This is a genomic window from Bacillus sp. FSL W7-1354, from assembly GCF_038002405.1.
GTDB lineage: Bacteria > Bacillota > Bacilli > Bacillales > Bacillaceae > Bacillus > Bacillus paralicheniformis.
Genome location: NZ_JBBOCL010000001.1, coordinates 683,180 through 704,555, shown reverse-complemented (window position 1 = coordinate 704,555; position 21,376 = coordinate 683,180). Strand labels below are relative to the sequence as shown.

The 21,376-nt window shown below is 46.8% G+C and carries 21 protein-coding genes; 1 reads left to right on the top strand and 20 read right to left on the bottom strand.

What is annotated here, in order from left to right:
* Nucleotides 1–168: 168 nt before the first annotated feature.
* From MKZ04_RS03750 to MKZ04_RS03670, 17 genes are all read right to left on the bottom strand, one after another.
* A complete protein-coding gene (locus tag MKZ04_RS03750; protein WP_003181559.1) occupies nt 169–522 on the bottom strand; it encodes a small basic family protein in 354 nt (117 codons plus the stop codon).
* Nucleotides 522–1,247, bottom strand: a complete 726-nt coding sequence (locus MKZ04_RS03745) for a DUF881 domain-containing protein (protein WP_020451306.1) — start codon at nt 1,245–1,247, stop codon at nt 522–524. Before MKZ04_RS03745 ends, MKZ04_RS03750 begins: the two co-directional genes overlap by 1 nt.
* 25 nt (nt 1,248–1,272) lie before the next feature.
* The gene (locus MKZ04_RS03740; protein WP_371268716.1) at nt 1,273–1,932 is read right to left on the bottom strand and encodes a DUF881 domain-containing protein; all 660 of its coding nucleotides are present in this window, start codon (nt 1,930–1,932) and stop codon (nt 1,273–1,275) included.
* A 29-nt stretch (nt 1,933–1,961) separates the two neighbouring features.
* A complete protein-coding gene (locus MKZ04_RS03735) occupies nt 1,962–2,750 on the bottom strand; it encodes a cell division protein FtsQ/DivIB (protein WP_020451304.1) in 789 nt (262 codons plus the stop codon).
* A gap of 206 nt (nt 2,751–2,956) precedes the next feature.
* Complete coding sequence (murB, locus tag MKZ04_RS03730; protein WP_023857251.1) at nt 2,957–3,868, bottom strand: UDP-N-acetylmuramate dehydrogenase; 912 nt, start codon at nt 3,866–3,868, stop codon at nt 2,957–2,959.
* Nucleotides 3,869–3,896: 28 nt separating this feature from the next.
* A complete protein-coding gene (murG, locus tag MKZ04_RS03725) occupies nt 3,897–4,997 on the bottom strand; it encodes an undecaprenyldiphospho-muramoylpentapeptide beta-N-acetylglucosaminyltransferase (protein WP_020451302.1) in 1,101 nt (366 codons plus the stop codon).
* 71 nt (nt 4,998–5,068) lie between these two features.
* Nucleotides 5,069–6,169 (bottom strand): stage V sporulation protein E, encoded by a 1,101-nt coding sequence (gene spoVE, locus MKZ04_RS03720; RefSeq protein ID WP_020451301.1) that lies wholly within the window; start codon nt 6,167–6,169, stop codon nt 5,069–5,071.
* Between the two features lie 52 nt (nt 6,170–6,221).
* Nucleotides 6,222–7,577, bottom strand: a complete 1,356-nt coding sequence (gene murD / locus MKZ04_RS03715; RefSeq protein ID WP_020451300.1) for a UDP-N-acetylmuramoyl-L-alanine--D-glutamate ligase — start codon at nt 7,575–7,577, stop codon at nt 6,222–6,224.
* The gene (gene mraY, locus MKZ04_RS03710; protein WP_020451299.1) at nt 7,578–8,552 is read right to left on the bottom strand and encodes a phospho-N-acetylmuramoyl-pentapeptide-transferase; all 975 of its coding nucleotides are present in this window, start codon (nt 8,550–8,552) and stop codon (nt 7,578–7,580) included. It abuts the gene before it with no gap.
* 127 nt (nt 8,553–8,679) lie between these two features.
* Nucleotides 8,680–10,146 (bottom strand): UDP-N-acetylmuramoyl-L-alanyl-D-glutamate--2,6-diaminopimelate ligase, encoded by a 1,467-nt coding sequence (locus MKZ04_RS03705; protein WP_020451298.1) that lies wholly within the window; start codon nt 10,144–10,146, stop codon nt 8,680–8,682.
* 207 nt (nt 10,147–10,353) lie between these two features.
* The gene (locus tag MKZ04_RS03700) at nt 10,354–12,288 is read right to left on the bottom strand and encodes a stage V sporulation protein D (RefSeq protein ID WP_020451297.1); all 1,935 of its coding nucleotides are present in this window, start codon (nt 12,286–12,288) and stop codon (nt 10,354–10,356) included.
* Nucleotides 12,289–12,434: 146 nt separating this feature from the next.
* Nucleotides 12,435–14,570: a penicillin-binding protein gene (locus tag MKZ04_RS03695; protein WP_341045323.1), complete on the bottom strand. Its 2,136-nt coding sequence runs from the start codon at nt 14,568–14,570 to the stop codon at nt 12,435–12,437.
* Between the two features lie 6 nt (nt 14,571–14,576).
* Nucleotides 14,577–14,930: a cell division protein FtsL gene (gene ftsL / locus MKZ04_RS03690; protein ID WP_043927563.1), complete on the bottom strand. Its 354-nt coding sequence runs from the start codon at nt 14,928–14,930 to the stop codon at nt 14,577–14,579.
* 31 nt (nt 14,931–14,961) lie between these two features.
* On the bottom strand, nt 14,962–15,900 hold the full coding sequence (gene rsmH / locus MKZ04_RS03685) for a 16S rRNA (cytosine(1402)-N(4))-methyltransferase RsmH (protein ID WP_020451294.1): 939 nt from the start codon (nt 15,898–15,900) through the stop codon (nt 14,962–14,964).
* Between the two features lie 66 nt (nt 15,901–15,966).
* Nucleotides 15,967–16,398, bottom strand: a complete 432-nt coding sequence (gene mraZ / locus MKZ04_RS03680; protein ID WP_341045321.1) for a division/cell wall cluster transcriptional repressor MraZ — start codon at nt 16,396–16,398, stop codon at nt 15,967–15,969.
* A 125-nt stretch (nt 16,399–16,523) separates the two neighbouring features.
* The gene (bshC, locus tag MKZ04_RS03675; RefSeq protein WP_020451293.1) at nt 16,524–18,140 is read right to left on the bottom strand and encodes a bacillithiol biosynthesis cysteine-adding enzyme BshC; all 1,617 of its coding nucleotides are present in this window, start codon (nt 18,138–18,140) and stop codon (nt 16,524–16,526) included.
* Nucleotides 18,141–18,218: 78 nt separating this feature from the next.
* Entirely contained in the window at nt 18,219–19,106 is an 888-nt protein-coding gene (locus MKZ04_RS03670; protein ID WP_341045318.1) for a 2-dehydropantoate 2-reductase, read from the bottom strand.
* A 182-nt stretch (nt 19,107–19,288) separates the two neighbouring features.
* Here MKZ04_RS03670 and MKZ04_RS03665 point away from each other — a divergent pair, with 182 nt between their 5' ends.
* Entirely contained in the window at nt 19,289–19,768 is a 480-nt protein-coding gene (locus MKZ04_RS03665; RefSeq protein WP_020451291.1) for an N-acetyltransferase, read from the top strand.
* Nucleotides 19,769–19,804: 36 nt separating this feature from the next.
* Here MKZ04_RS03665 and gerR read toward each other — a convergent pair whose 3' ends face one another.
* The 3 genes from gerR to MKZ04_RS03650 form a co-directional block, all read right to left on the bottom strand.
* Nucleotides 19,805–20,410 carry a sporulation-specific transcriptional regulator GerR gene (gerR, locus tag MKZ04_RS03660; protein ID WP_195536276.1) on the bottom strand — a complete coding sequence of 202 codons (606 nt, stop codon included), beginning with the start codon at nt 20,408–20,410 and terminating at the stop codon, nt 19,805–19,807.
* Nucleotides 20,411–20,557: 147 nt separating this feature from the next.
* Complete coding sequence (gene rpmF / locus MKZ04_RS03655) at nt 20,558–20,731, bottom strand: 50S ribosomal protein L32 (RefSeq protein ID WP_003181522.1); 174 nt, start codon at nt 20,729–20,731, stop codon at nt 20,558–20,560.
* Nucleotides 20,732–20,754: 23 nt separating this feature from the next.
* Complete coding sequence (locus MKZ04_RS03650) at nt 20,755–21,270, bottom strand: YceD family protein (RefSeq protein ID WP_023857255.1); 516 nt, start codon at nt 21,268–21,270, stop codon at nt 20,755–20,757.
* Nucleotides 21,271–21,376: the final 106 nt, after the last annotated feature.

The following is a 21,376-nucleotide window of genomic DNA, read 5'->3' as shown; positions in this document are numbered from 1 at the left end:
CACATTTCAGTCAATTCTATTCTATTATTTGCCGAACAACAATACAATGAATCTGGTTTTACAAGTGTGTAACAATCAATACAAACCAATACGCTTCGTTTTTAGTTTTAGGATTACTGTGAATATTCGTGATATCCTATGTATATCCTCTTTTAAATCCGATTTTTTTTAATTTTTTCTCCTCGAGGCCGTCCATTTGGCGAGCAGTATTCTTCTGATGACCGCGATGTTTTGAAAAAGCCTCACGCCAAATGCAAACATACCGACTAAATACAAGTCTACACCAAGATGAACGCCCAGAAAAGCCAAACTTATGGCGAGAATAATATTGAAGAAAAAGCCCGTCACAAAAACTAGTTCATCGTATACACTTTCCAAATGGGCCCTTATTCCCCCGATCAAAGTATCAAGGGATGCAAGAATCGCCAGGGACAAATAATTTGAGTATTCATCCGGAATGGTGAAGTTCGTGCTGAACCCGATTGTAATTCCGAGCAAAAGCCCTAAAACCGGAAGCCACATTAGGAATTCTCTCCTTTTGATTTCTCGAGCGGTTTCAATGGCGCAACTTGCATTGAACCTTCGTAAGCTTTGATTTTGATTTGTTTTTCAGGCCTTTTGATTTGCAAATCCAGATTTTCTCCCGCGAACAGATCCTGCAGGGATGAAGCATTCATTCGGCTATATAGTTTATCGGCGTTTTTGCCGATGACTTTTACCGTTATCGGATAGTTGTCCAAAGGATATCCGTCGATTTTGGTTGTTCCGTTGATATCCCTGATCACCGTCGTGTTGACAACCCTTCTGTCATTGATCGATATTTCTTCCGCTTCATACATATTCAGTTCATTAATCAGCTTTTTCAGAAGGTCTGGCGGCGGATTTTGAATGGATTCTCCCGTGAGTTCTTCCGAGAAAAGCTGAGAAATGGTGATGATGATTCCGTTCCCTGTAACATCTGTGAAGCCGGCCTGTTTTTTTAAGTTTTGAAGCGTTTCATTCAACGCTTTTGTCCGCGAGGTTTCTTCTTGATGACTGTATGTGTTCAGCATTTTTTCATATTTGTCAATTTCGCTGATCAGCTCAAGCTGTTTTTTCTGTTCTTTCTTCAGATCCTCCCTGAGGTCCCAAATGTCCCGCGTATCGCGGACTTTCGGCGCTTTCAGCGAATTGAACTGCACGGACAGCATAATTCCGAAAATGAGCATCAGGATGCTCAAACTGATGAAACGATTATTTTTCTTCAACGTCCGCCCACCAACTTTTCAACGTTCATTCCCCCTGCTTTAAAAGGGGCTCCATCTCGATTTGGTCTTGTTTTTCGATGCTGACTGAAATATGATCGCGGCTCAGCTGGTCCACAAGCCCTCCTGCAATGTTCAGCGCCGGCATCAGCACATCCGGATCCCCGATGGCCGAAATGACAAACGGCGCGGGATACTGGTTGCCGTCAACCGTGATGACAGGACCGTTGCACGATATGTAAGAATGATGTGTCACACGCTGTCCGTTGATCGACACCGCGGCCGCCCCGGAAATCCACAGCTCATTGAGCAGGCGGAATATGTGGCTTTCATGTACGATATAGTTGTTGACATTCTCACCTTCCGGTATGTAAGAAGCGTCTTTCAGCGTCACCTTGATTCCTTCGCCCTGAACGCCGATTTCCCCGACGAACATTCTGTACCTTTCAACATCTTCAACAATATTGTAATACTCTTTTTTTTCCTTTTTCAAAGCCGTCTCTGTTTTCTGTACTTCCTGCTGTTTTTTGTAAAGCTCCTGTTCCAGCTTCTTATTTTGCTTTTCCTGGGAAATCAGCCGGTCGCGCAAGGAATACTCCTCTTTCCAATTTTCAGCTGTTTCTTCATGGTCTTTGTTTTCCCTGGCGAATTGATAGGAGAAAGACAGCAGGAATCCGAGGACAAGCATGGCGAGTGAAAGATTGACTGTGTGCCTCTTCAATTTCCGTCTCCCTTTTTGCTTTCATCCGTTTTTTTCAGAGGTTCAAAATAAGTCGCGACTTCCATATGGATAATGCCTTTTTCCCCTTTCGGCAGCTCTTTTACGATCGCCGGATAGCTGTTCATTTTCTGTCCGAACGTTTTCAGCGAAGCCGTCACGATATAGCCGTCGTTCATATACAGTCTGATCAGCCAAGGATTTGATTTTTGAGGCGTATAGTTAATCTCGGAAATCGATTTTTTCACGGAATCGGAAAGCTTGTTCAGCTGTTTTGCCATTTGAACGAGCTTTTCGTCTTCCTCCCAGTTATTAAGGGTCGGTCCGATGTCAGTCGGCGTCACCTCTTCAGGAAGCACCGTGCCGTTTTCAAGCACGGAGTAGTACACATTGTGTTTTTGCAAAAACGCAATGCTTTTATACTCTTCGATGGAGATGGCGATTTTGTTGGGCAGCTGTTTAGAGATTTCGGCTTTTTTGATCAATTTATTCTGCTCGATCTTTTCTGCGGCCTTTTGCTTGCTCAGACTCCAGAATTCCGTCTGTCCTTTATGGATCGAAGACAGGGAAATGATCTGGTCTTTTGAAACGTTTTTGTTTCCTTTGATCTCTACCGTCGAAACTTTGCTGATCGGCGTCTGCAGGTAAATGATGATCAGCATCATCGTGAAAAAGAGCAGAATAAAGGTGATCAGCCGGCGGTTTGCCTTTTGCTTTCGCTGTTCTTTGATTTTGGGAATCCGTTCTTCTATATTCACTACTTTTTCTTTATCAATACCGGGTTTCACGTAGGCTCACCTCAGGGTTAATAAAGCAGACAAAAAGACTTTTATTTGCTTATTTTTGTTCGGAAAAATGACGCGCTTTTCGACATATGAAAGCACGGGGCAAGCTAAAAAGCTTCCATTTAGCGAAACAAACGACATACTAGGATGCCGTTTGCTTGTTTGTTTCATACATTATATCATAAGGCGATCTGAAGTAGAGAGGCCGTTTACCGTTTTTCTCCGATAATTTCGACCTCAGTGTGCATGTCGATATCGTATTTTTCTTTAATCGTTTTTTGAATGAATGCAATCAAATCCAGGACGTCTTGTGCTGTTGCGCCGCCTGCGTTGACGATAAAATTGCCGTGCATCTCTGAAACCTTTGCCCCGCCGATCTGATGGCCTTTCAAACCAGCCTCTTCTACTAGCCGGCCCGCATGTTCAGGCAGCGGGTTTCTGAAGATGCTCCCTGCGCAAGGGTTGGACACAGGCTGCGTTTCTTTTCGGTAGTCTTTGTTTTTCTGCATTTGCGCAACGATCTCATCGCGTTCTTTTTGCTCCAGCTGGAGAACGGCTTCAAGACATATGCCCGGCCGCTCGTTTTGCAGGATGGACGTGCGGTAGCTGAACGCCATCTCTTCATTCGTCAGCCAATCGATCGTTCCGTCTTCAAACAGGATCAATGCTTTCACCAATACCCTGCTGATATCAGAACCGTGGGCTCCGGCATTCATGTAAACCGCTCCGCCGACCGAACCCGGAATGCCCGCGGCAAACTCGAGGCCGGAAAGCCCTTTTTTGCTGATGCCTGTCGCAAGCCTTACGACAGAGTAGCCGCCGCCGACCGTTACTTGCTCGCCGTCGATTTCCATATGGTCAAGCCCCTGTCCGAGCTTGATGACAACGCCTCTTATCCCTTCATCAAGGACAAGAAGATTCGAGCCTCTGCCGATGGCCGTCCACTTGACGCCGTGCTTCTTGATCACCTTCATCGTATCTTTGACAGCTTGAATGTTTTTCGGAACCACCAGCACGTCAGCCGGTCCTCCGATTTTAATCGTAGTATGGTTGCTGAGCGGCTCGTTTTCCAGAACTTTGCCGACTTCAAGTTCTTTTAATTCTTGTATCACCTTATCCATCGAAAACCTCCAAAATCCTTCTGTCTTATCATTTTGCATGATGTTTCAGTTCTTTCAGCACATTGTACAAGCGTTCGGCCGCGTCCGGCACGCCAAGCGACTTCGCGCGGCTCTTCATCTCTTGCAGCGTCTTTTCGTCTTGTAAAATATGATCGATCGCCTGAATTAAGCGGTCTCCATTAAGCTCTGATTCTTTTAAAACGACAGCGGCGTTCTGCTCTCCTAGTGAGCGTGCGTTCACTTCCTGGTGGTTGGCCGTAACGTACGGACTCGGAATCAATACGCTTGGAATACCGAGCGCGGTGATTTCCGCTATTGTCGTTGCTCCCGCACGTGCCACGACGACTTCGAACTCTTTTAAGTACTCGGGCATTTGATGGAGAAATGGCTGAACGACCATATTCGGAGCGGGGCCTTCTTTTTTAAGCGCAGCTGTTACTTTATCATAGTGAACTTCCCCTGTGACATAAAGAACCTGGTAATCCCGCTTTTTTAATTCGTTTTGCATCGCGATAACCGCTTCATTGATCGGAGTGGCACCGCGGCTGCCTCCGAAAATAAGGACCGTTTTTTTGCCTTCTGAAAGGCCCAAAGTGGTCATGGAACGGCCCCCTTTTATAGAGACGACTTCAGACGCCCTCGGGTTTCCTGTAAAAACAACTTTTTCTGCAGGAAAATGCGGTTTCGCTTCATCAAAACAAATGGCTACCTTATCAACATATTTGGATAAAAACTTATTGGTGAGTCCGGGAAGGCTGTTTTGTTCGTGGATAATCGTCGGAATCCCCAGTTTTGAAGCGGCGTATACCACGGGTCCGCACACGTAGCCGCCCGTGCCGATCACCGCGTCGGGCTTAAACCGTTTTAATTCTTTTTTGCATTCTTTTACACCCTTTAAAAAACGCATGACGGTTTTGACGTTTTCAAATGACAGCTTTCTTTTAAAACCCGTAATTTCAATCGCCTTGAAAGGGATCCCTTCCCGCTCGACGATATTTTTCTCCAGGCCTTTTTCGGTTCCGATATATAAAAACTCAACATCTTCATGATGCCGTTTCACTTCTTTAATAAACGCAAGGGCGGGATAAATATGGCCGCCCGTTCCGCCTCCGCTAACAACAATCCGCATCTGTTCTCCCCCTTATTCCTTATGTACACGCCGATAACCCTGCTATCTCGCAACAGGGTTATCGCCAAAATCTAGTATCTAGAATACCTGCTGACATTCAGCAGCACGCCGACCGCCATAAGCATCAAGGTCAGTGATGAACCGCCATAACTTAAAAACGGAAGCGTGATGCCTGTAACAGGAATCAGGCCGGTCACGACGCCAATATTGATCATAACCTGAATCGCTATCATCGAAATGACGCCGACGGCGACAAAACTGCCGTATAAATCGGGCGCACCGAGCGCGATTCTGATGCCTCTCCATAATAGAACGCTGAAGAGCAAAAGAATCAGCGATCCGCCGATAAAGCCGAGCTCCTCTGATAAAATCGCGAAAATAAAATCTGTCTGCGGCTCAGGCAGATAAAAAAACTTTTGCCTGCTCTGGCCGAGGCCGAGGCCGAACAGCCCGCCGGGCCCCACCGCATAAAGAGACTGAATGATTTGAAAGCCGCTCCCCAAAGGGTCCTCCCAAGGGTTCAAGTATGAAGTGATCCTTTTGATCCGGTACGGCGCCGACAGCACAAGGCCGACAAAGCCGCTCAGACCCAGAAGACCGAGAAAAACGAAGTGTGAAATTCTCGCACCCGCGACGAAGATCATAATGATGCATGTGCCAACCATTACGGTTCCTGTTCCAAGGTCAGGCTGCATCATGATGATCAAAAAAGCTGAAAAGACAATACCCAGCGCCGGCACAAAGCCTTTTCTAAACGATGTAATATTCTTTTGCTTTTCAGATAAAAACTTGGCCAAAAATGCGATCATCGCGAGCTTCATAAACTCGGACGGCTGAATGCTGAAAGCGCCGACTCCGATCCAGCTCCTCGACCCGTTCCGTTCCATGCCGATCCCGGGAACAAGGACGATGATGAGCAGAAAGAAACATACTATGATCAGTATTTTCGCATAAGTTCTCCACGTCCAGTAGTCGACATTCATGATGAAAAACATGGCGATGACCCCGATGCCGGCAAATAAAAGCTGCCGTTTCGCAAAGAAAAAGGAGTCGTCGTATTTGTAAGTCGCCCATACTGCACTGGCGCTGTATACCATAATCAGTCCAATTGTTAAAAGCAATAGCGTAATGATAACCAGCAAAAAATCCGGTGACGTTTTTTTTGTTTGCAAAGCCGAACACCCCAAGCTCTAATTCTTAGGGCTATCTTTACGAGACAAGCCCTTATTTAAGCATATGCACGGCGTTTACAAACATGTCACCACGTTCTTCAAATGTTTTGTACTGATCCCAGCTTGCACAGGCCGGGGACAGAAGAATGACATCTCCTTCGTCTGACAGGCTGAACGCCGCAGTTGCTGCTTGTTCAACATTATCGACACGTTTAACCTGTTGTATTCCCATTTCTTCGGCCAGCTTCTCAAACTTCGGTGCGGTCTCGCCGAATGTGATCACCGCTTTGACAAAAGACATATGCGGCTTTAGTTCATCGAATTCATTTCCGCGGTCAAGCCCCCCTGCCAGCAAAATGACCGGCTTTTGAAAGGCGGACAGCGCTTTTTTGGTCGCAAGAATGTTTGTCGCTTTGCTGTCATTGTAAAACAGTCTGTTTTTGATCGTCGCGACGTATTGCATCCTGTGCTTTACACCGGTAAAGCTCGTCAGCACCTTGCGGACGGCCTCATCGGAGACGCCTGCGGTTTTAACAATGCAAAGGGCGGCCAAAATGTTCTCCAAATTGTGCTCTCCCGGCAAAACGACGTCTTCAAGCGGCATGACCGGTTCACCGTTAAACATGATCACGCCGTCTTTCACGCACGCTCCGCGCTCAAGTGTCCGGCGGACCGAAAAATACACCTTCTCCGCTTTTGAACACTCGGCAAGCCGTACGACTGTCTCATCGTCCAAATTGACAACGGCAACGTCTGTTTCCGATTGATTTCGATAGACCTGCTGTTTGGCAAGCTCATAATTTTGGCGGGAATGGTGATAATCGAGATGGGCATCAAATACGTTTAATAACAATCCGATTTTCGGTCTGAATTGATAAGTCCCCATGAGCTGAAAACTCGACAGCTCTGTCACGATCCATTCGTCTCCGCCGGCCTGATTGGCCACTTCGCTTGCCGCCGTGCCGATATTACCAGCAACGAGCGCTTTTTTCGAATCGGCTTTCAGCATTTCATAAACAAGCGTTGTCGTTGTCGTCTTTCCGTTTGAACCGGTAATGCCGATGAACGGAGCATCTGTCAGATGATAGGCAAGTTCAACCTCCGTCCAGACCGGTATGCCCCGCTTCAGCGCTTCTTCGACCATCACGTTTTCATAGCGGATGCCCGGATTTTTAATCAGAATGTCGATCGAATGAAGATCAAACAGTTCCGTCGGATGAGAGCCGCAGACGACTTCCACCCCTTTTTCCGCGAGAATCCGCGCAGGTTCATTCTCCTCAAAAGGCAGCTGGTCATTCACGACAACCTTTACGCCTTTTTCATGAAGGATCGAAGCGGCAGCATATCCGCTTTTCGCCAGCCCCAGTACGAGCACATTTTGATTTTGCAATAAATCTTGAGTATCCACTTATAACCACACCTCGATGTAAATTCCTAAGACGGCAAGCAGAAGTCCCGCTGTCCAAAAAGTGACGACAACTCTCCACTCAGACCATCCGACAAGTTCGTAATGATGGTGAAGAGGGCTCATTTTGAAAATTCGTTTGCCGGTCGTTTTAAATGAAATGACCTGCAAAATGACGGACAGCGTTTCAATGACGAATACGCCGCCGATGATGACAAGCAGGATTTCCAGTTTCGTTAAAATCGCGATCGTCACAATCGCCCCTCCGAGGGCAAGCGATCCTGTATCTCCCATAAAGACTTTCGCGGGGTGCGCGTTAAACACAAGAAATCCCAACACCGCTCCGACAACAGCAACCGCGAAAATGGCGACATCGTATTGCGACTGGTTCCATGCCAAAATTGCAAACGCACCGAACGCGATGGCAGCAGTACCAGACAACAGCCCGTCAAGCCCGTCAGTCAGGTTGACAGCATTTGAACCGCCGACAAGCATAAAGATGACGAGCACCGGATAAATCCAGCCGAAATCAAATGACAGCTCTGTTCCCGGAATGCGGATGTCAGTCGGCAGCCCTTGGAAGTGGTAGACGGCATAGAATACCAGAGCAATCACGATTTGGCCGATCAGTTTTTGTTTGGATGTGAGTCCAAGGTTGCGCTTCATCACGACTTTAATATAATCATCCAAAAAGCCGAGCAAGCCGTATCCAACCGTAACAAACAAGAGAAGGATCATGTTCATGCTGACTTCGGAAAATTTCATTGTCATGACAATGGTCGTCGCGATAATCGACAATATGATCATGACGCCGCCCATCGTCGGCGTTCCCGATTTTTTCTGATGGGATTTCGGACCTTCCTCACGGATGCTCTGCCCGAATTTCAGCCTTCTTAAAAACGGAATGAAAATCGGAGATAAAAGAACGCTGATTAAAAAGCCCATGATAATGGTAAATAAAATTACTTGTTCGAGCATCGTTCTTCTCTCCTTTCCGCGTGATATAAGTAGCAGCATACGCATTTATCATATTCACTGTTTTTTTTCATATGTTGATTTATTTCATCCATCATTTCAACAACTCTTTCCTGTAGTTCTTTTTCGGTTATTTCAGCTCAAGAATGGCTCTTTTGGCCACCTCAGCATCATCAAAATCAAAGGTTTGACCGCCGATCTGCTGATAGGTTTCATGGCCTTTGCCTGCGATCAGGACGACATCGCCTTTTTTGGCGTTTGCAATGGCAAAAAAGATCGCCTGCTCACGGTTGACGATGCTGTGATAGTAAGCCCCTTTTACGCCTTCCTCCATATCGTTTAAAATGGCGAGCGGGTCTTCGCTTCTCGGATTATCGGCTGTAAAGACCGGTTCATCGGCAAGGTCAACGGCAATTTTCGCCATTTTCGGACGCTTCGTCTTATCGCGGTCCCCTCCGCAGCCGACGACGACAAACAGCTTTCCTTCCGTTAAGCCTCTGCACGTGTTCAAGACATTTTCGAGGCTGTCAGGAGTATGGGCATAGTCGACGATTACCGGAAAGTCCTGGCCGGCGTCCACAAGCTCAAATCTTCCTCTGACGCCTTTCAGCCCTTCAATTCCTTCTGTGATCGTGGCAAACGGGATATCCGCTGCTAGTGCGATCCCCGCGGCCGTTAAAACATTGTAGACGTTAAAGAGGCCGACAAGCGGAATCGTTACTTGTGCAGTACCTTTGGGCGTCACCAGATCAAAGGTTGTCCCTTTCGGAGCCATTTTGATATTTTCAGCCATGACATCGGCATCGTTTTGAATTCCGTATGTCAAAAGGTGTGCTGACGTCACTTGGGCGAAATACGCTGAAGCAGGGTCATCCGCATTCAGCACGGCCCACTTCGGTGTATCGTGGTTAAAAGATCCGCCGAGCTGAGAGAAAAGCAGACTTTTCGCATGTTTATATTCTTCCATTGTCCGGTGGTAGTCAAGGTGGTCCTGAGTCAGGTTCGTAAATGCGGCGATATCGTAATCACACCCGTGGACCCGGCCCATGTGGAGAGCGTGTGAAGACACTTCCATGACGGCTGTATCCACATCCTGATCAACCATTTTTCTAAACGTTTTTTGAAGTGTGACGCTTTCCGGCGTCGTATTTTTTGCATCGAACGTTTCGTCATGGATTTTCGTGTACATCGTGCCGATCAGTCCTGTGCGGCTCCCGGCTTTTCTAAAGATCTCCTCCACCATGTGAGAAGTCGATGTCTTGCCGTTTGTGCCTGTAATGCCGATCAGCTTCAGCTGCTTCGTCGGCTGTCCGTAAAAGGCGTCCGACAGCACGGCAAGCGCTCTCTTCGTATGGCGGACGATGATCACCGGCACATCGGCGTCAACTTCCCTTTCCGCCACGATAGCGGCAGCCCCTTTTTCAGCGGCTTGCCGGGCGTAGTCATGCCCGTCGACTGTATAGCCTTTTATACAAACAAAAAGACTCCCTGTCTTGACTTCCCTGGAGTCCATCTCAATTGAAGTTATATCAGGGTCTTCTTGGCCGGCATAGGAAGGTGCATTTTTTAAATATGTAAGAAGCTTTGTTAATTTCATCGTATCAAACCTCTCAAGTCTAATCATTCTTCATTCGTTGTCATATGTTCCTGCGTTGATTAACCGCACGAGCTGCATGCAGACATACAGTTCATATTTTAGCGTAAAAAAGAGGATACATCCAGCTAATCCTTTAAAATCTATATATTTTTTAGGAGGAACGGCCCCCGGACATCAGCCGGTTGCCGCTCCTTATCATGATCCGAATTAATCAGAGGCTCCGTCTTTATTGTCAAGGTAAATGCGAATGGTCGATCCTTCTTTTACTTTTTCGCCCGGCTTAGGGGACTGCTGAACGACGACATCGCCTTTTCCGGAAGCTTTCAGCCTGAGGTTGATCAGCAATGGTTCAAGCTCTGTCACGGAAAGCCCTATAAGGTTCGGGACCTCGATCAGCTTTTTGTCCAGCCATTGATATTTGCGTTCAATCTGATCTTTCCGCTTCTTAACGCCGAGCTGTGGAAGGCTGTCTCTCATGATGTTTCCGACGATCGGCGCTGCAACTGTACCCCCGAATTGAATCGTGCCTTTCGGATTGTCGACGGCGACGTAAACGACGATGCTCGGATCATCTGAAGGAGCCGTTCCGATAAACGAGACGATGTGATTGTTTTTTAAATATTTCCCGTCCTTGACTTTTTGCGCCGTACCGGTTTTGCCGCCCACCCGGTAGCCGTCGACAAAAGCGTTCCGCCCCGTCCCCTGGGCGACAACGCTCTCCAGCGCGTACCGGATCTGTTTCGATGCCTCTTCAGAAATCACTTTTCTTTTGGCGATCGGCGTCTGTTTTTTCACTGTTTGTTTTGTTACGGGATCAATCCACTCTTTGGCAATATACGGCGTATACAGCGTTCCGCCGTTGACAGCTGCAGAAACAGCTGCGACCTGCTGGATCGGTGTCACCGATACCCCCTGGCCGAAAGCGGTTGTCGCCTGCTCTACAGGACCGACGCGGTCAAGCGGGAATAAGATGCCCGTTCCTTCGCCTTGTAGATCGATCCCGGTTTTTTGTCCGAAGCCGAAATTTTTAATGTAGCTGAACAGTTTTTCTTTGCCGAGCCGCTGACCAAGCTCAACAAATCCCGGGTTGCACGAATTTTGGACGACTTCAAGAAACGATTGTGCGCCGTGTCCGCCGCGCTTCCAGCATTTCAGCCTTGCGCCGTCCACTTCAACGGAACCCTTATCATAGAAGTGATCTTTTTGGAGGTTGACTTTGTTCTCTTCCAAAGCTGCGGCAAGCGTGATGATTTTAAAAGTCGAACCGGGCTCATATGTGCTCCATACAGGCAAGTTCCGATTATAGACTTTAGGATCGATTGATTTGTAGTTTGCGGGGTCAAAGTCCGGCCGGCTGACCATCGCCAATATCTCCCCGTTTTTCGGGTTCATCGCAACACCGACCATTCCGTCCGGGTTATACTTCGCTTCTGCGATATCAAACTCCCGCTCCATAATCGTCTGCACCTTTGAATCAATCGTCAGCTTCATATCAAGCCCGTCTTTCGGCGGTGTATAGTCATCCGCCTCCCCCGGCATCCTCTTGCCTTTTGCATCAGAATAAAATTTCACATAGCCCTTTTCACCTTTCAACTCTTTGTCATAAAAAGCTTCGAGGCCAAGCAGACCCTGGTTGTCAATGCCCGCGAATCCGAGCACATGGGACAGATAGCTGCCGAACGGGTAATGGCGGATCGAATCTTCTGCAATGTATACGCCTTTCAAGTTGAGATCTCTGACTTCTTTTGCTTTCTCATGGGAAATTTTCCGGCCCTCGGGATTAATCCTTTCAATTGACGTTTTTTTCGTGACATGTTTGTACGCTTTTTCTTCCGACATATTCAACACGCTGGCCAGCAGTTTGCTCGTTTTGATCGGATTTTCAACCTGCCTCGGTACAACCAAAACCGATGGCGCGCTTTGGTTTGTCGCCAGCTTGACGCCGTTCCTGTCCAATATTTCGCCCCTTTCCGGCTCAAAAGGAAGGTTCCGGCTCCACGAATCTTTAGCTAATGTCGTCAGTTTATCCCCCAGAACGAACTGAACGTATCCGAGCCTTGTATCAATAATCAAAAAGATGATCACACCAAAAAGCAGAACGAATATTAAACGTTTTCTGACCGTTACATTGGAAACGCGCAAGAGACCGTTCACTCCTTATTTAGGCTTGTTTCATTTTATGCCTTGGAGCGTTTTGATAGAACGGCCCTTATTTTTATATGCTCAGGAGGCGGCCGCGCCCAAACGGAAGGCTATCGACTCTGAGCCGATAGCCTTTTAGACGGGATCTATTCGTTTTTCAATCTGACTTTTACGACCGAGTTGGCTTTTAATTCTTTGCCTGCTTTTACATTTTGGCTTTTCACATAACCCTGGCCGCTCGTTTCGATATGAATGCCTGCCATGGCGCCGAAGCGGAGGGCGTCACGCTTTGACCAGCCCGTCATATCAGGCAGTGTGATTTTCCCGTCGGCCTTCAGGAAGACCCTCTGATTCGGCAGGACGGCTTCTCCCGCTTTCGGGTACTGTTCTTTCACAGCCAAGCCATCGCCGATCGTAACCGGAACAAAGCTGCTGTTTTGCGCCTCTTTTTCGGCGGATTTGGCTCGTTTGCCGGTGAAATCAGGCATTTCCAGCTGTTTTTCTTCCTGCTTTTCTTCTTTTTTGGTCTCTGTCGGTGTGATATTTAAATAGTGAAGACTGTTTTTCATCACCGGATTGAAAATTTTTGATACCGGAGCAGAACCTGTTTCCGTAGCCTTTAATTGCGGCTGCTGTACGGCTACATAAACGAGAAGCTGCGGATCGTCCTTCGGCGCCATGCCCATGAAGGAGAACACGTAGTTTTCGCGGCCGGTCAAATATCTGCCGTCTTCTCCGCCAATTTGCGCCGTACCGGTTTTTCCGGCGACATCAAATCCTTCGATCTTGTACGGCTTCCCCGTCCCTTTATCAGATGTGACGACTTTTCCCAACAGGTCGCGCACTTCTTTTGCCGTTTTGGCAGAGATCGGCTGTCCGACTTTTTCCGGTTTATTTTGATAAATCGTTTTGTTTTTGTCAGAATCAACGACATGATCGATGACATAAGGCTTCATCATTTTTCCGTTATTCGCGATCGCTGTCGCGGCCTGAAGCTGCTGGATCGGCGTGACCGCTGAACTTTGACCAAAGGCAGTTGATACTTTATCACGCAAATATTCAAAATTGATTTTGCTGTTCGCTTCTCCAGGCAGGTCGATGCCCGTTTTGTCGTAAAAATGGAACTTCCGCAAATATTGATTGAAGCGGTCTGTGCCGAGTTTATCATTGGCAAGGATCGCAAACGCGACGTTTGAGGAGCGTTCAACACCTTCATTAAATGTGATCGGGCCCCAGCCGTTGCCGCCATTATGGTCTTTAATCGGCTTATCTTTTTTAGACACCGAATATGATCCAGACTTGTATTGTTCTCCTCCATTATATACGCCTTCTTGGATGGCTGCCGCCAATGTGAAAATCTTCATCGTTGAGCCTGGCTCAAAGCTGTAGGAGACAAGGTCGTTGTAATAGTTCGTGACATCGCGCACGTTCGGGTTGAAGCTCGGCCTTTGCCCCATCGCGAGCACTTTGCCCGTTTTCGGATCAACGACCGCCGCCATAATCTTCTTCGGCTTGTATTCTTTTTGGACGGTCGTCATGCTGTCCTCCAAAAACGCCTGGATTTTTTGATCGATCGTCAAATACACGTTGTCTCCGTTGTTTGGCGCTTTAATATTTTCGTTGCTGTTCGGCAGGCGCCAGCCCGTTCTGTCGGTGTCGTACGTCATGTATCCGTCCGTTTCTTTCAAATAATCGTTGAGCGTTTTTTCAAGGCCCATCATGCCTTGCATTTCACCTGTTTTTGCGTTGATCTGCGAATAGCCGATGAGATTGGAAGCGAAGATTCCGTTTGGATAGTAGCGCTTCGTATCGCGGGTGAACACGATGCCAGGCAGCTTCAGCTTTTCGATTTTTTCTTTTTGGGCATATGTCAAATCCCGCCCCGCCGATCCGAATTCAACCTGAAACGCTCCTTTTTTATTGAGAATATCGAGCACTTTCCCCTCATCCATACCGAGAATCGGCGCAAGCTTCTCAGCCGTCAGCTGCTTGTTTTTCACGTATTGAGGTTCCATCTTTTTGCTCATAATCGCGACGAGCTTGTATGTCGAAGTGTCTTCGGCAAGCACTTTTCCGTTCCGGTCAAGGATCGATCCCCGGTGGGCTTCGATCGTCCGCTTTTTCTCATACTGTTCGTTCGCCTTCTGTGCAAGCACTTCGCCGTTCACTTTTCCCGTCGCTTGAATAAACGCAAATCGTCCTACGATAACAAAGAAAAAGAGGGCAAAACAAATACTGAGTATTGCCGCTCCTCTGTTCATGAATTTATTTTTTTTCGGCATTGTGCATCATTCCTGTATGTCTTTCACTTTTTTATCACCTAATTTAAGGCCTTTTTTCCGGGCGATGTCCATGATACGGTCCGGCTCTTTCAGCATATCGGCTTCTTTTTCGAGGTCATCAACTCTGCTGCTTTCCGTTTCAACCTTCTTTTCGAGCTTTTGAATTTCAATATTGGTCTGATACGCGGCAAAAGCCTTTGAAATCATAAAAAGTGAAGCGCTGAGTACAGCCAGGGCAAAAAGCACAATCAGTACCTTTTCCCCAAGCGTTATCGATGCTCTTCTCCGGATGATAACGGATTGTTCTGCACTGTTTGTCTGTCGTTGCTGTTTTTCTACTTTATAAGCCAAATTGCTCATAGACTGATGACCTCCTTTTAATTCGTACAGCTCACTCTCGTGCTTTTTCCGCGATGCGCAGCTTCGCTGAGCGCGCACGGTTATTGTGTTCAAGCTCCTCTTCAGAAGCTGTGATCGGCTTTCTGTTGACTAACTTTAATTTCGGTTCAAACTCCTTGGGGATCACGGGCAGTCCGTGAGGCAGTTCAGGAGGCGATGACATCTCTTTAAATGTCGATTTGCAGATCCGGTCTTCCAGCGAGTGGAACGTGATGACCGATACCCTTCCGCCCGGCTTCAGTACCTCAATCGCCTGTAAAAGCGCTTCTTCAAACACTCTCAATTCATCGTTTACCGCAATTCGAATCGCCTGGAAGATCCGTTTAGCCGGATGCCCGCCGCTTCTTCTTGCCGGTGCGGGAATCGCCTCTTTGATGATATCGACAAGCTGGCCTGTTGTTTCAATAGCCGATTGTTCTCTTGCTTTTTCGATTTTCCTGGCGATTTGCTTGCTGAACTTCTCTTCTCCGTATTTAAAGAAGATTTTCACGAGATCCTCATAAGGCCATTCATTGATGACTTCCTTTGCCGAAAGGCCCGCCGACAGGTCCATTCGCATATCAAGAGGTGCATCATGATGATAGCTGAAGCCCCTTTCAGGTGTATCCAGCTGAGGAGATGAGACGCCTAAATCAAATAAAACACCGTCCACTTTCGTGATGCCGATTTCGTTTAGACGGTCTTTTAAATACCGAAAATTGCTTTTTATGAAAACGACTTGTCCTTCATGATCCGCCAGTTTTTCCTTCGCGTGGCGGAGTGCGGTTTCATCCTGGTCAAAAGCGACCAGCTTTCCTTTTTCAGACAGCTGTGAAAGCAAGTATTCGCTGTGACCGGCACCGCCTAATGTACAGTCTACATATGTACCGTCTTCTTTTACATTTAAACCGTCAACTGTTTCTTTTAATAATACTGTTGTATGCTCAAACATTTCTTTACTAGTCCCACCTTTATTCAAATGAACTGATTGCAGAAGCGCCGCATGCGCAAAGATTCATTATATATCAAATCCGATCATGTTTTCAGCTATTTCGGCAAATGAATCTTCCTGCTCTTCTACGTATTGTTCCCAAATCTCTTTGCTCCACAATTCAATTCGATTTGAAACTCCGATGACCACGCATTCCTTCTCAAGCTTTGCATAATTTAAAAGCGGTGATGCAATGTTGATCCGGCCCTGCTTGTCCAATTCGCATTCGGTGGCTCCGGAGAAAAAAAAGCGGGTAAAAGCGCGTGCATCTTTCTTCGTAAGAGGAAGAGCCTTCAGTTTTTCTTCGATGAGTTTCCATTCGGACATCGGGTAGCCAAACAGGCACTGATCAAGCCCGCGCGTCAGAACGAACTGCTCGCCGAGGCCTTCTCTGAATTTCGCCGGAATGATCATGCGGCCTTTTGAATCAATCGTATGCTGGTATTCACCCATAAACATGATCTCGGCCCCCACTTTCGTTCCTCAACTCACCACTATCCACCACTTCTCTCCACAAATTTATTTTACACTGTTTTAGAACAAAAAAAAACCCTGAACTACTCAGGGTTTTTTAAAAAATTATTTCAAAGTTTGACAACTTGATGCATGTTTTGAAATGAATATGGCAAATCCTTGTATTTTTCCAAGAAATTCGGACCGTATTTGTTCAAATAATACACGATGTTCCAAATTCTCTCCTGCGGAGCGTCTAAAGGCTTGATGCTCGTTTGAATTTTGTCAAAATCACGCAAAATGTAGTTTTCTCTTTCTTCAATCCTTTTGATAACCGTTTTCTCCAAAAATTCGAGCTGGTCTTGAATGAAGCCTGAGTTTTTTTCTAAAAGGGGGCCGAGGCTCCCGTCGATTTCGAGGGCTTCAGCGCGCACAGCGGAATGGATGTTTTCGATTTTTTCTTTCGCCTGTTTGACCGAATCGGTAAAACCGCTCGGAACCTTATCTTCAAAATACTGCTCTTTTTTGGCGCGGGCTCCCTTTTCAATCGATTCACGGAGTTCGATTCCCCGCTCGCCCAGCTTTTTTTCGATGTGCCGCTCAAGGAATGTAACCTGAAGCCTCGGTATGACAGGCGGCATTTTATAGCCCATAACCTGAAAAGCGCCTTTCAGCTCGCCCCAATAATTGATCTCTCCGGGACCGGCGATGAACGCCAATGTCGGAAGAAGGTATTCCTGCATGAGCGGCCTTGTTACGACATTATTGCTGAACGCTTCCGGCTTTTGGCAGATCAAATCGCAAAGCTCTGCTTCAGACCACTGAAGATGAAGCTCTTTTATAAAAAACGCCCCGTTTTCTTTTTCGATTAAAAAGCGCTCGCCGTCGTGCTCATAAAAAAGATTCGCATGCTGTGCGGCTCCTTCGATAATCGGTGTGTAGCCCAGTTGTTGCATGAATTCCTGCTGCCGTTTGACAGAATCGGTCAGCTCGTCGTTTCTGTTCAGCAGCTGCCGGAAAAAACGCGCTTCAAGGGCTCTGATGCCCGGGTCGCCGGAATTCAGAAGGATCAGTCCGTCTTGTTCAAACATGCCGGCAACAAGATATTCGAAAAAATCGGTGAAGGAAAGAGACTGCCTTAAACATCGGCGCAAATGGCTGAGAAGATCATTCGTATACTCCGTTTCTTCAAATGAGGCAAAAATCCCGTCCAGCCACTTTTCAGCTTTTTCGGCATCGAGCGCCGTTTTTGACGCCTGGCTTTTTTTCCAGTGAGACTGCGGGAGCTTGTGCTTTTTCACCTTGCCCCCGTCAGAAATGTAGACGTGATTGATTTCTTCCAGATCGTGGTCTTCCCCCGCAACCCAGAATACCGGAATGACCGGAACGTTCAGCTCTTGTTCTTTTTGCTTTGCAAATACAAGGATCGATACGATTTTATGTATAGTGTAAAGAGGACCTGTTAAAAGGCCGGCCTGCTGCCCTCCGACAACGACGACGCTTTTCGGATCGCGAAGCCGTTCGATTGTTTCATTCATGCTTGCCGATTGAAATTTGCTGTGATAGTCGAGCAAATAGTCAGCTAAAGCATCGCGGTCATACGTCCGGGAGGAAAGGTCATCCAAACGGACACTCCAACTTTCATTGCTCAGGCCGTAATCGAAAAACGGCTCTATCTCCTTTTTTCCATTTATATAGTCTCGAACAAAAGGGTTTTGACTTTGTATGGAAAGTTCAGTAAGCTGCATCTTTAGAACTTCCTTTCTCCAGTAAATAGTTAGCTTTCCGAAACGAGTATAGCACGTTCCGCGATTCGGTCAAAAGATTTAGCTCCATTCGTTTTCAAGCGCCTTGATACTGCGATATAAAAAGGTAAGGTGCGGAGCAGACTCCTCTGACTCTTTTGCCCGCTTCAGCAAATAGCCCATGATCGCATCGGCTTCCGTTTTTCTTCCGGCCAGCACATCGGCAAGCATCGAAGACGTGTTGCTTTTTGTCCGGTGGCAAACGGAAAGAACATGGTCCCATGCTGCTTGGCGGTCTTCAAGTTTCAAAATCCGGCTCGCTTCTTCAAAGACGAGCTTCATATAGGCCTCATACATCGGCTCTTCAAGCAGTGCGCCGTTTTCCACCCGCAAAAGAGCCGTCAGCGGATTGATGCACGCATTGACAATCAATTTTCCAGCGAGGGTCTTATACCAGTCTTCGCACCAAATAAAAGGGAACGCTTCATGAACTGAAGCGAGCTCTTTTTTCAGCCGGGAGGCGGATGGGCTTCGGAACGCGCTCCATTTTACGGCCCCTTTTCCCGTGTGCCGGAATGTGCGGTCATCCACCCTGACTGCGCCGTGTTCCACAGATCCCGTATAAATGCGGTGGCCCGTCTGCCATTTATCAAGCACGGGAATATGGGCCATTCCATTTTGCAGGAACATGATATCACGAGGCGCGGCCTGTTCCAGTTCCGGCAGAACGCCTCCGAGCTGATGCTCCTTTACGGCAACAAAAAGAAGATCGCAGTCAGGATCAAGTTCAGTCCTGCCTCTGACGTTCCTGATCATCTCTTGTTCGTCTTCAAGAAGGCGGATTCCCTTTTCTTCAATCGCTTCAGCCTGTTCCTTTCTCCGAGCGATCACCGTCACTTCATGGCCGAATGAAAAATAGTATGCAAAAAGGAGGCCGACCGAGCCTCCTCCGATGACTCCGATTTTCACATGCTCACACCCTGATTTTTTCATATACTGTATATCATAGCAGAAATGTTCGCCGTTGACTTGTAAGTTGTTTCAAATATTCAGAACCATTTCGCTTCATTATATTAGAAAATTTTTATCATTTGGATTTTTTGAAAAAAGCGTTTACAATAGAAGTAGACCACAAACAAGGGGGTAACATAATGGTCAAAGTCGAACGTTTGCTGATCAATTACAAAACGCTTGAAGAATTTAAAAAGTTCAGGGAGTACGGGATTCAAGAGCTTTCCATGCTGGAGGACCTTGAAAGCAACATGATTGAAAACGACAGCAATTCACCTTTTTACGGCATCTATTACGGGGATCGGCTCGTCGCAAGAATGAGCCTGTATAAAGCGGATGGAAAAACCAACCAATACTTTGAAGAAGGCCAGGATTACCTCGAGCTCTGGAAGCTTGAAGTTTTGCCGGGGTATCAGCGCAACGGCTACGGTACGATGCTGGTGGAGTTCGCCAAATCATTCGGACTCCCGATTCGCACAAGCCCGCGTGTCAAATCATCCGATTTTTGGAGCAAGATGGGCTTTACACCGGTTAAATACGATATGGCCCGGGATAAAGGGGAAAATCCGCTCGTTTGGCATCCTGCGAGCGAACCAAATCAAAGTTCTGAATCAGCCTAAATGAAAAAAGCCGGCCGAAAGAGGATGGCCGGTTTTCTATTTTTCAAGCGGCTCGAGATTTTCATTCGACTCCGGCTGGGGCTTCACCTTTTTGTTTCGTTCGCCTTCCTGAAGAACGACCATTTTTCGGGCTCTCTCCATGATTTCAATCAAGGCTTTATAGTCCTCTTCCGTCAATTCAAGCCGTTTTTTCAGCGATTGATTTTCGCTTCGCAGCTTTTCAACTTCTTGTTTCAGCTCATTGATTTCTTCAGCGAGCTTTTTCTTCTCATCTATAAAGTCTTTTTGAACAGGGGCTTCTTTCAGCTTTTCAAGGTATTGAATAACATCATCGAGCGTCAGATTTTCCGCATTGCTCCCGGAAACCATTTTGACAGATCCAGGAAGATTCGCAGAATGGACGCCTATTTTTTTGCGCAGCTCTTTACGCTGCTTTTTTGCCAGTTCAATACCTGATTGGTATTGCTTTCTGACAAAGGAATTCCAGCGGAATCCGCAGGCAGCGGCCGTTCTGCTTAAAGCCTTGCCCACTTCTTCAAAGGCTGAAAGCTGTGTGCCGCCTTCCCGAATGTGCCTTAAAACAACCTCAGCCAGCAATATATCTTCATCCTGTGTCCATGCATCCTGCCTTGTAATCGTCAAATGTTATCCCCCTCCATGACTTTATGAATTTACCTCATACATATGCGGCTGATAGAGTAGATAGACTATTTTCTTTACAGGAAATAAAAGGATGAAGGGAATAAAAAAACACAAGACCTGAAGTCTTGTGTTTTTCATTGTTGACGATTAGTTGCTTTTTACGTCTTTTCCTTTGTATGATCCACATGCTTTGCAGACGCGGTGTGAAAGTTTCATCTCACCACAGTTTGGGCATTCTACCATACCAGGCACTTGCAATTTAAAGTGTGTACGACGAAGTCTTTTTTTCGTTTTAGAAGTTCTTCTAAAAGGTACAGCCATTATTCCCACCTCCTTAAAGAGCGTTAAGATTCATCATCTTGTTTTAAGAGCTTCTCGAGTCCGGCAAGTCTCGGATCGATCCGGTCTTTCCGGTCATCTTCTGTAATGACCTGCCAATCCTTGCCCTCCTGCGGAGCACCTTCTTCTTTTTGAACAGACTCACAAAAGATTTGCATAGGGATCTCAAGAAGGATTTCTTCTTTCACGACCGGAGTCAAGTCGATGAGGTCATCCTCAACAATATGGACGTCTTCATCTTCCAATTCCTCGGTCTTATGAAATATAAACAGTTCTTTTGTAGAAATACTGAATGGATAACGAACATCAACAAGCGTTCTTGAGCAAGGCAAGATCATCTCGCCTGAAATGGTAAAATCAAATGCAGCCTGCTTTGAGCGGAATTCCGCGCGCCCTTTCACCCGCACCGGTGAAATGCTGCGTATTTCCGAGCTTTGAGAGAGTTCGCTTAAATCAACTGTTTCATCAAATTCAAAGTCTTTCTTCGGCATTTGATTCAACTGATGTATCGTCCATTTCATTGTATCACCTCTAAGTGAGCAACAAACATGATTATAGCTTTCATCATGTTTTTTGTCAATATTTTTTCTTTACAGATATGCGCCTGCGCTTTTCATTCGTTGACAT

What these genes read in the sequence shown, in the direction of transcription:
- mraY (WP_020451299.1), bottom strand. Translation starts at nt 8,552, where the DNA reads ATGCTCGAACAAGTAATTTTATTTACCATTATCATGGGCTTTTTAATC.
- mraZ (WP_341045321.1), bottom strand. Translation starts at nt 16,398, where the DNA reads ATGTTTATGGGTGAATACCAGCATACGATTGATTCAAAAGGCCGCATG.
- MKZ04_RS03650 (WP_023857255.1), bottom strand. Translation starts at nt 21,270, where the DNA reads ATGAAATGGACGATACATCAGTTGAATCAAATGCCGAAGAAAGACTTT.
- MKZ04_RS03750 (WP_003181559.1), bottom strand. Translation starts at nt 522, where the DNA reads ATGTGGCTTCCGGTTTTAGGGCTTTTGCTCGGAATTACAATCGGGTTC.
- murB (WP_023857251.1), bottom strand. Translation starts at nt 3,868, where the DNA reads ATGGATAAGGTGATACAAGAATTAAAAGAACTTGAAGTCGGCAAAGTT.
- MKZ04_RS03665 (WP_020451291.1), top strand. Translation starts at nt 19,289, where the DNA reads ATGGTCAAAGTCGAACGTTTGCTGATCAATTACAAAACGCTTGAAGAA.
- ftsL (WP_043927563.1), bottom strand. Translation starts at nt 14,930, where the DNA reads ATGAGCAATTTGGCTTATAAAGTAGAAAAACAGCAACGACAGACAAAC.
- MKZ04_RS03740 (WP_371268716.1), bottom strand. Translation starts at nt 1,932, where the DNA reads ATGCTTGTCCTCGGATTCCTGCTGTCTTTCTCCTATCAATTCGCCAGG.
- bshC (WP_020451293.1), bottom strand. Translation starts at nt 18,140, where the DNA reads ATGCAGCTTACTGAACTTTCCATACAAAGTCAAAACCCTTTTGTTCGA.
- MKZ04_RS03695 (WP_341045323.1), bottom strand. Translation starts at nt 14,570, where the DNA reads ATGCCGAAAAAAAATAAATTCATGAACAGAGGAGCGGCAATACTCAGT.
- MKZ04_RS03705 (WP_020451298.1), bottom strand. Translation starts at nt 10,146, where the DNA reads ATGAAATTAACAAAGCTTCTTACATATTTAAAAAATGCACCTTCCTAT.
- rpmF (WP_003181522.1), bottom strand. Translation starts at nt 20,731, where the DNA reads ATGGCTGTACCTTTTAGAAGAACTTCTAAAACGAAAAAAAGACTTCGT.
- murG (WP_020451302.1), bottom strand. Translation starts at nt 4,997, where the DNA reads ATGCGGATTGTTGTTAGCGGAGGCGGAACGGGCGGCCATATTTATCCC.
- rsmH (WP_020451294.1), bottom strand. Translation starts at nt 15,900, where the DNA reads ATGTTTGAGCATACAACAGTATTATTAAAAGAAACAGTTGACGGTTTA.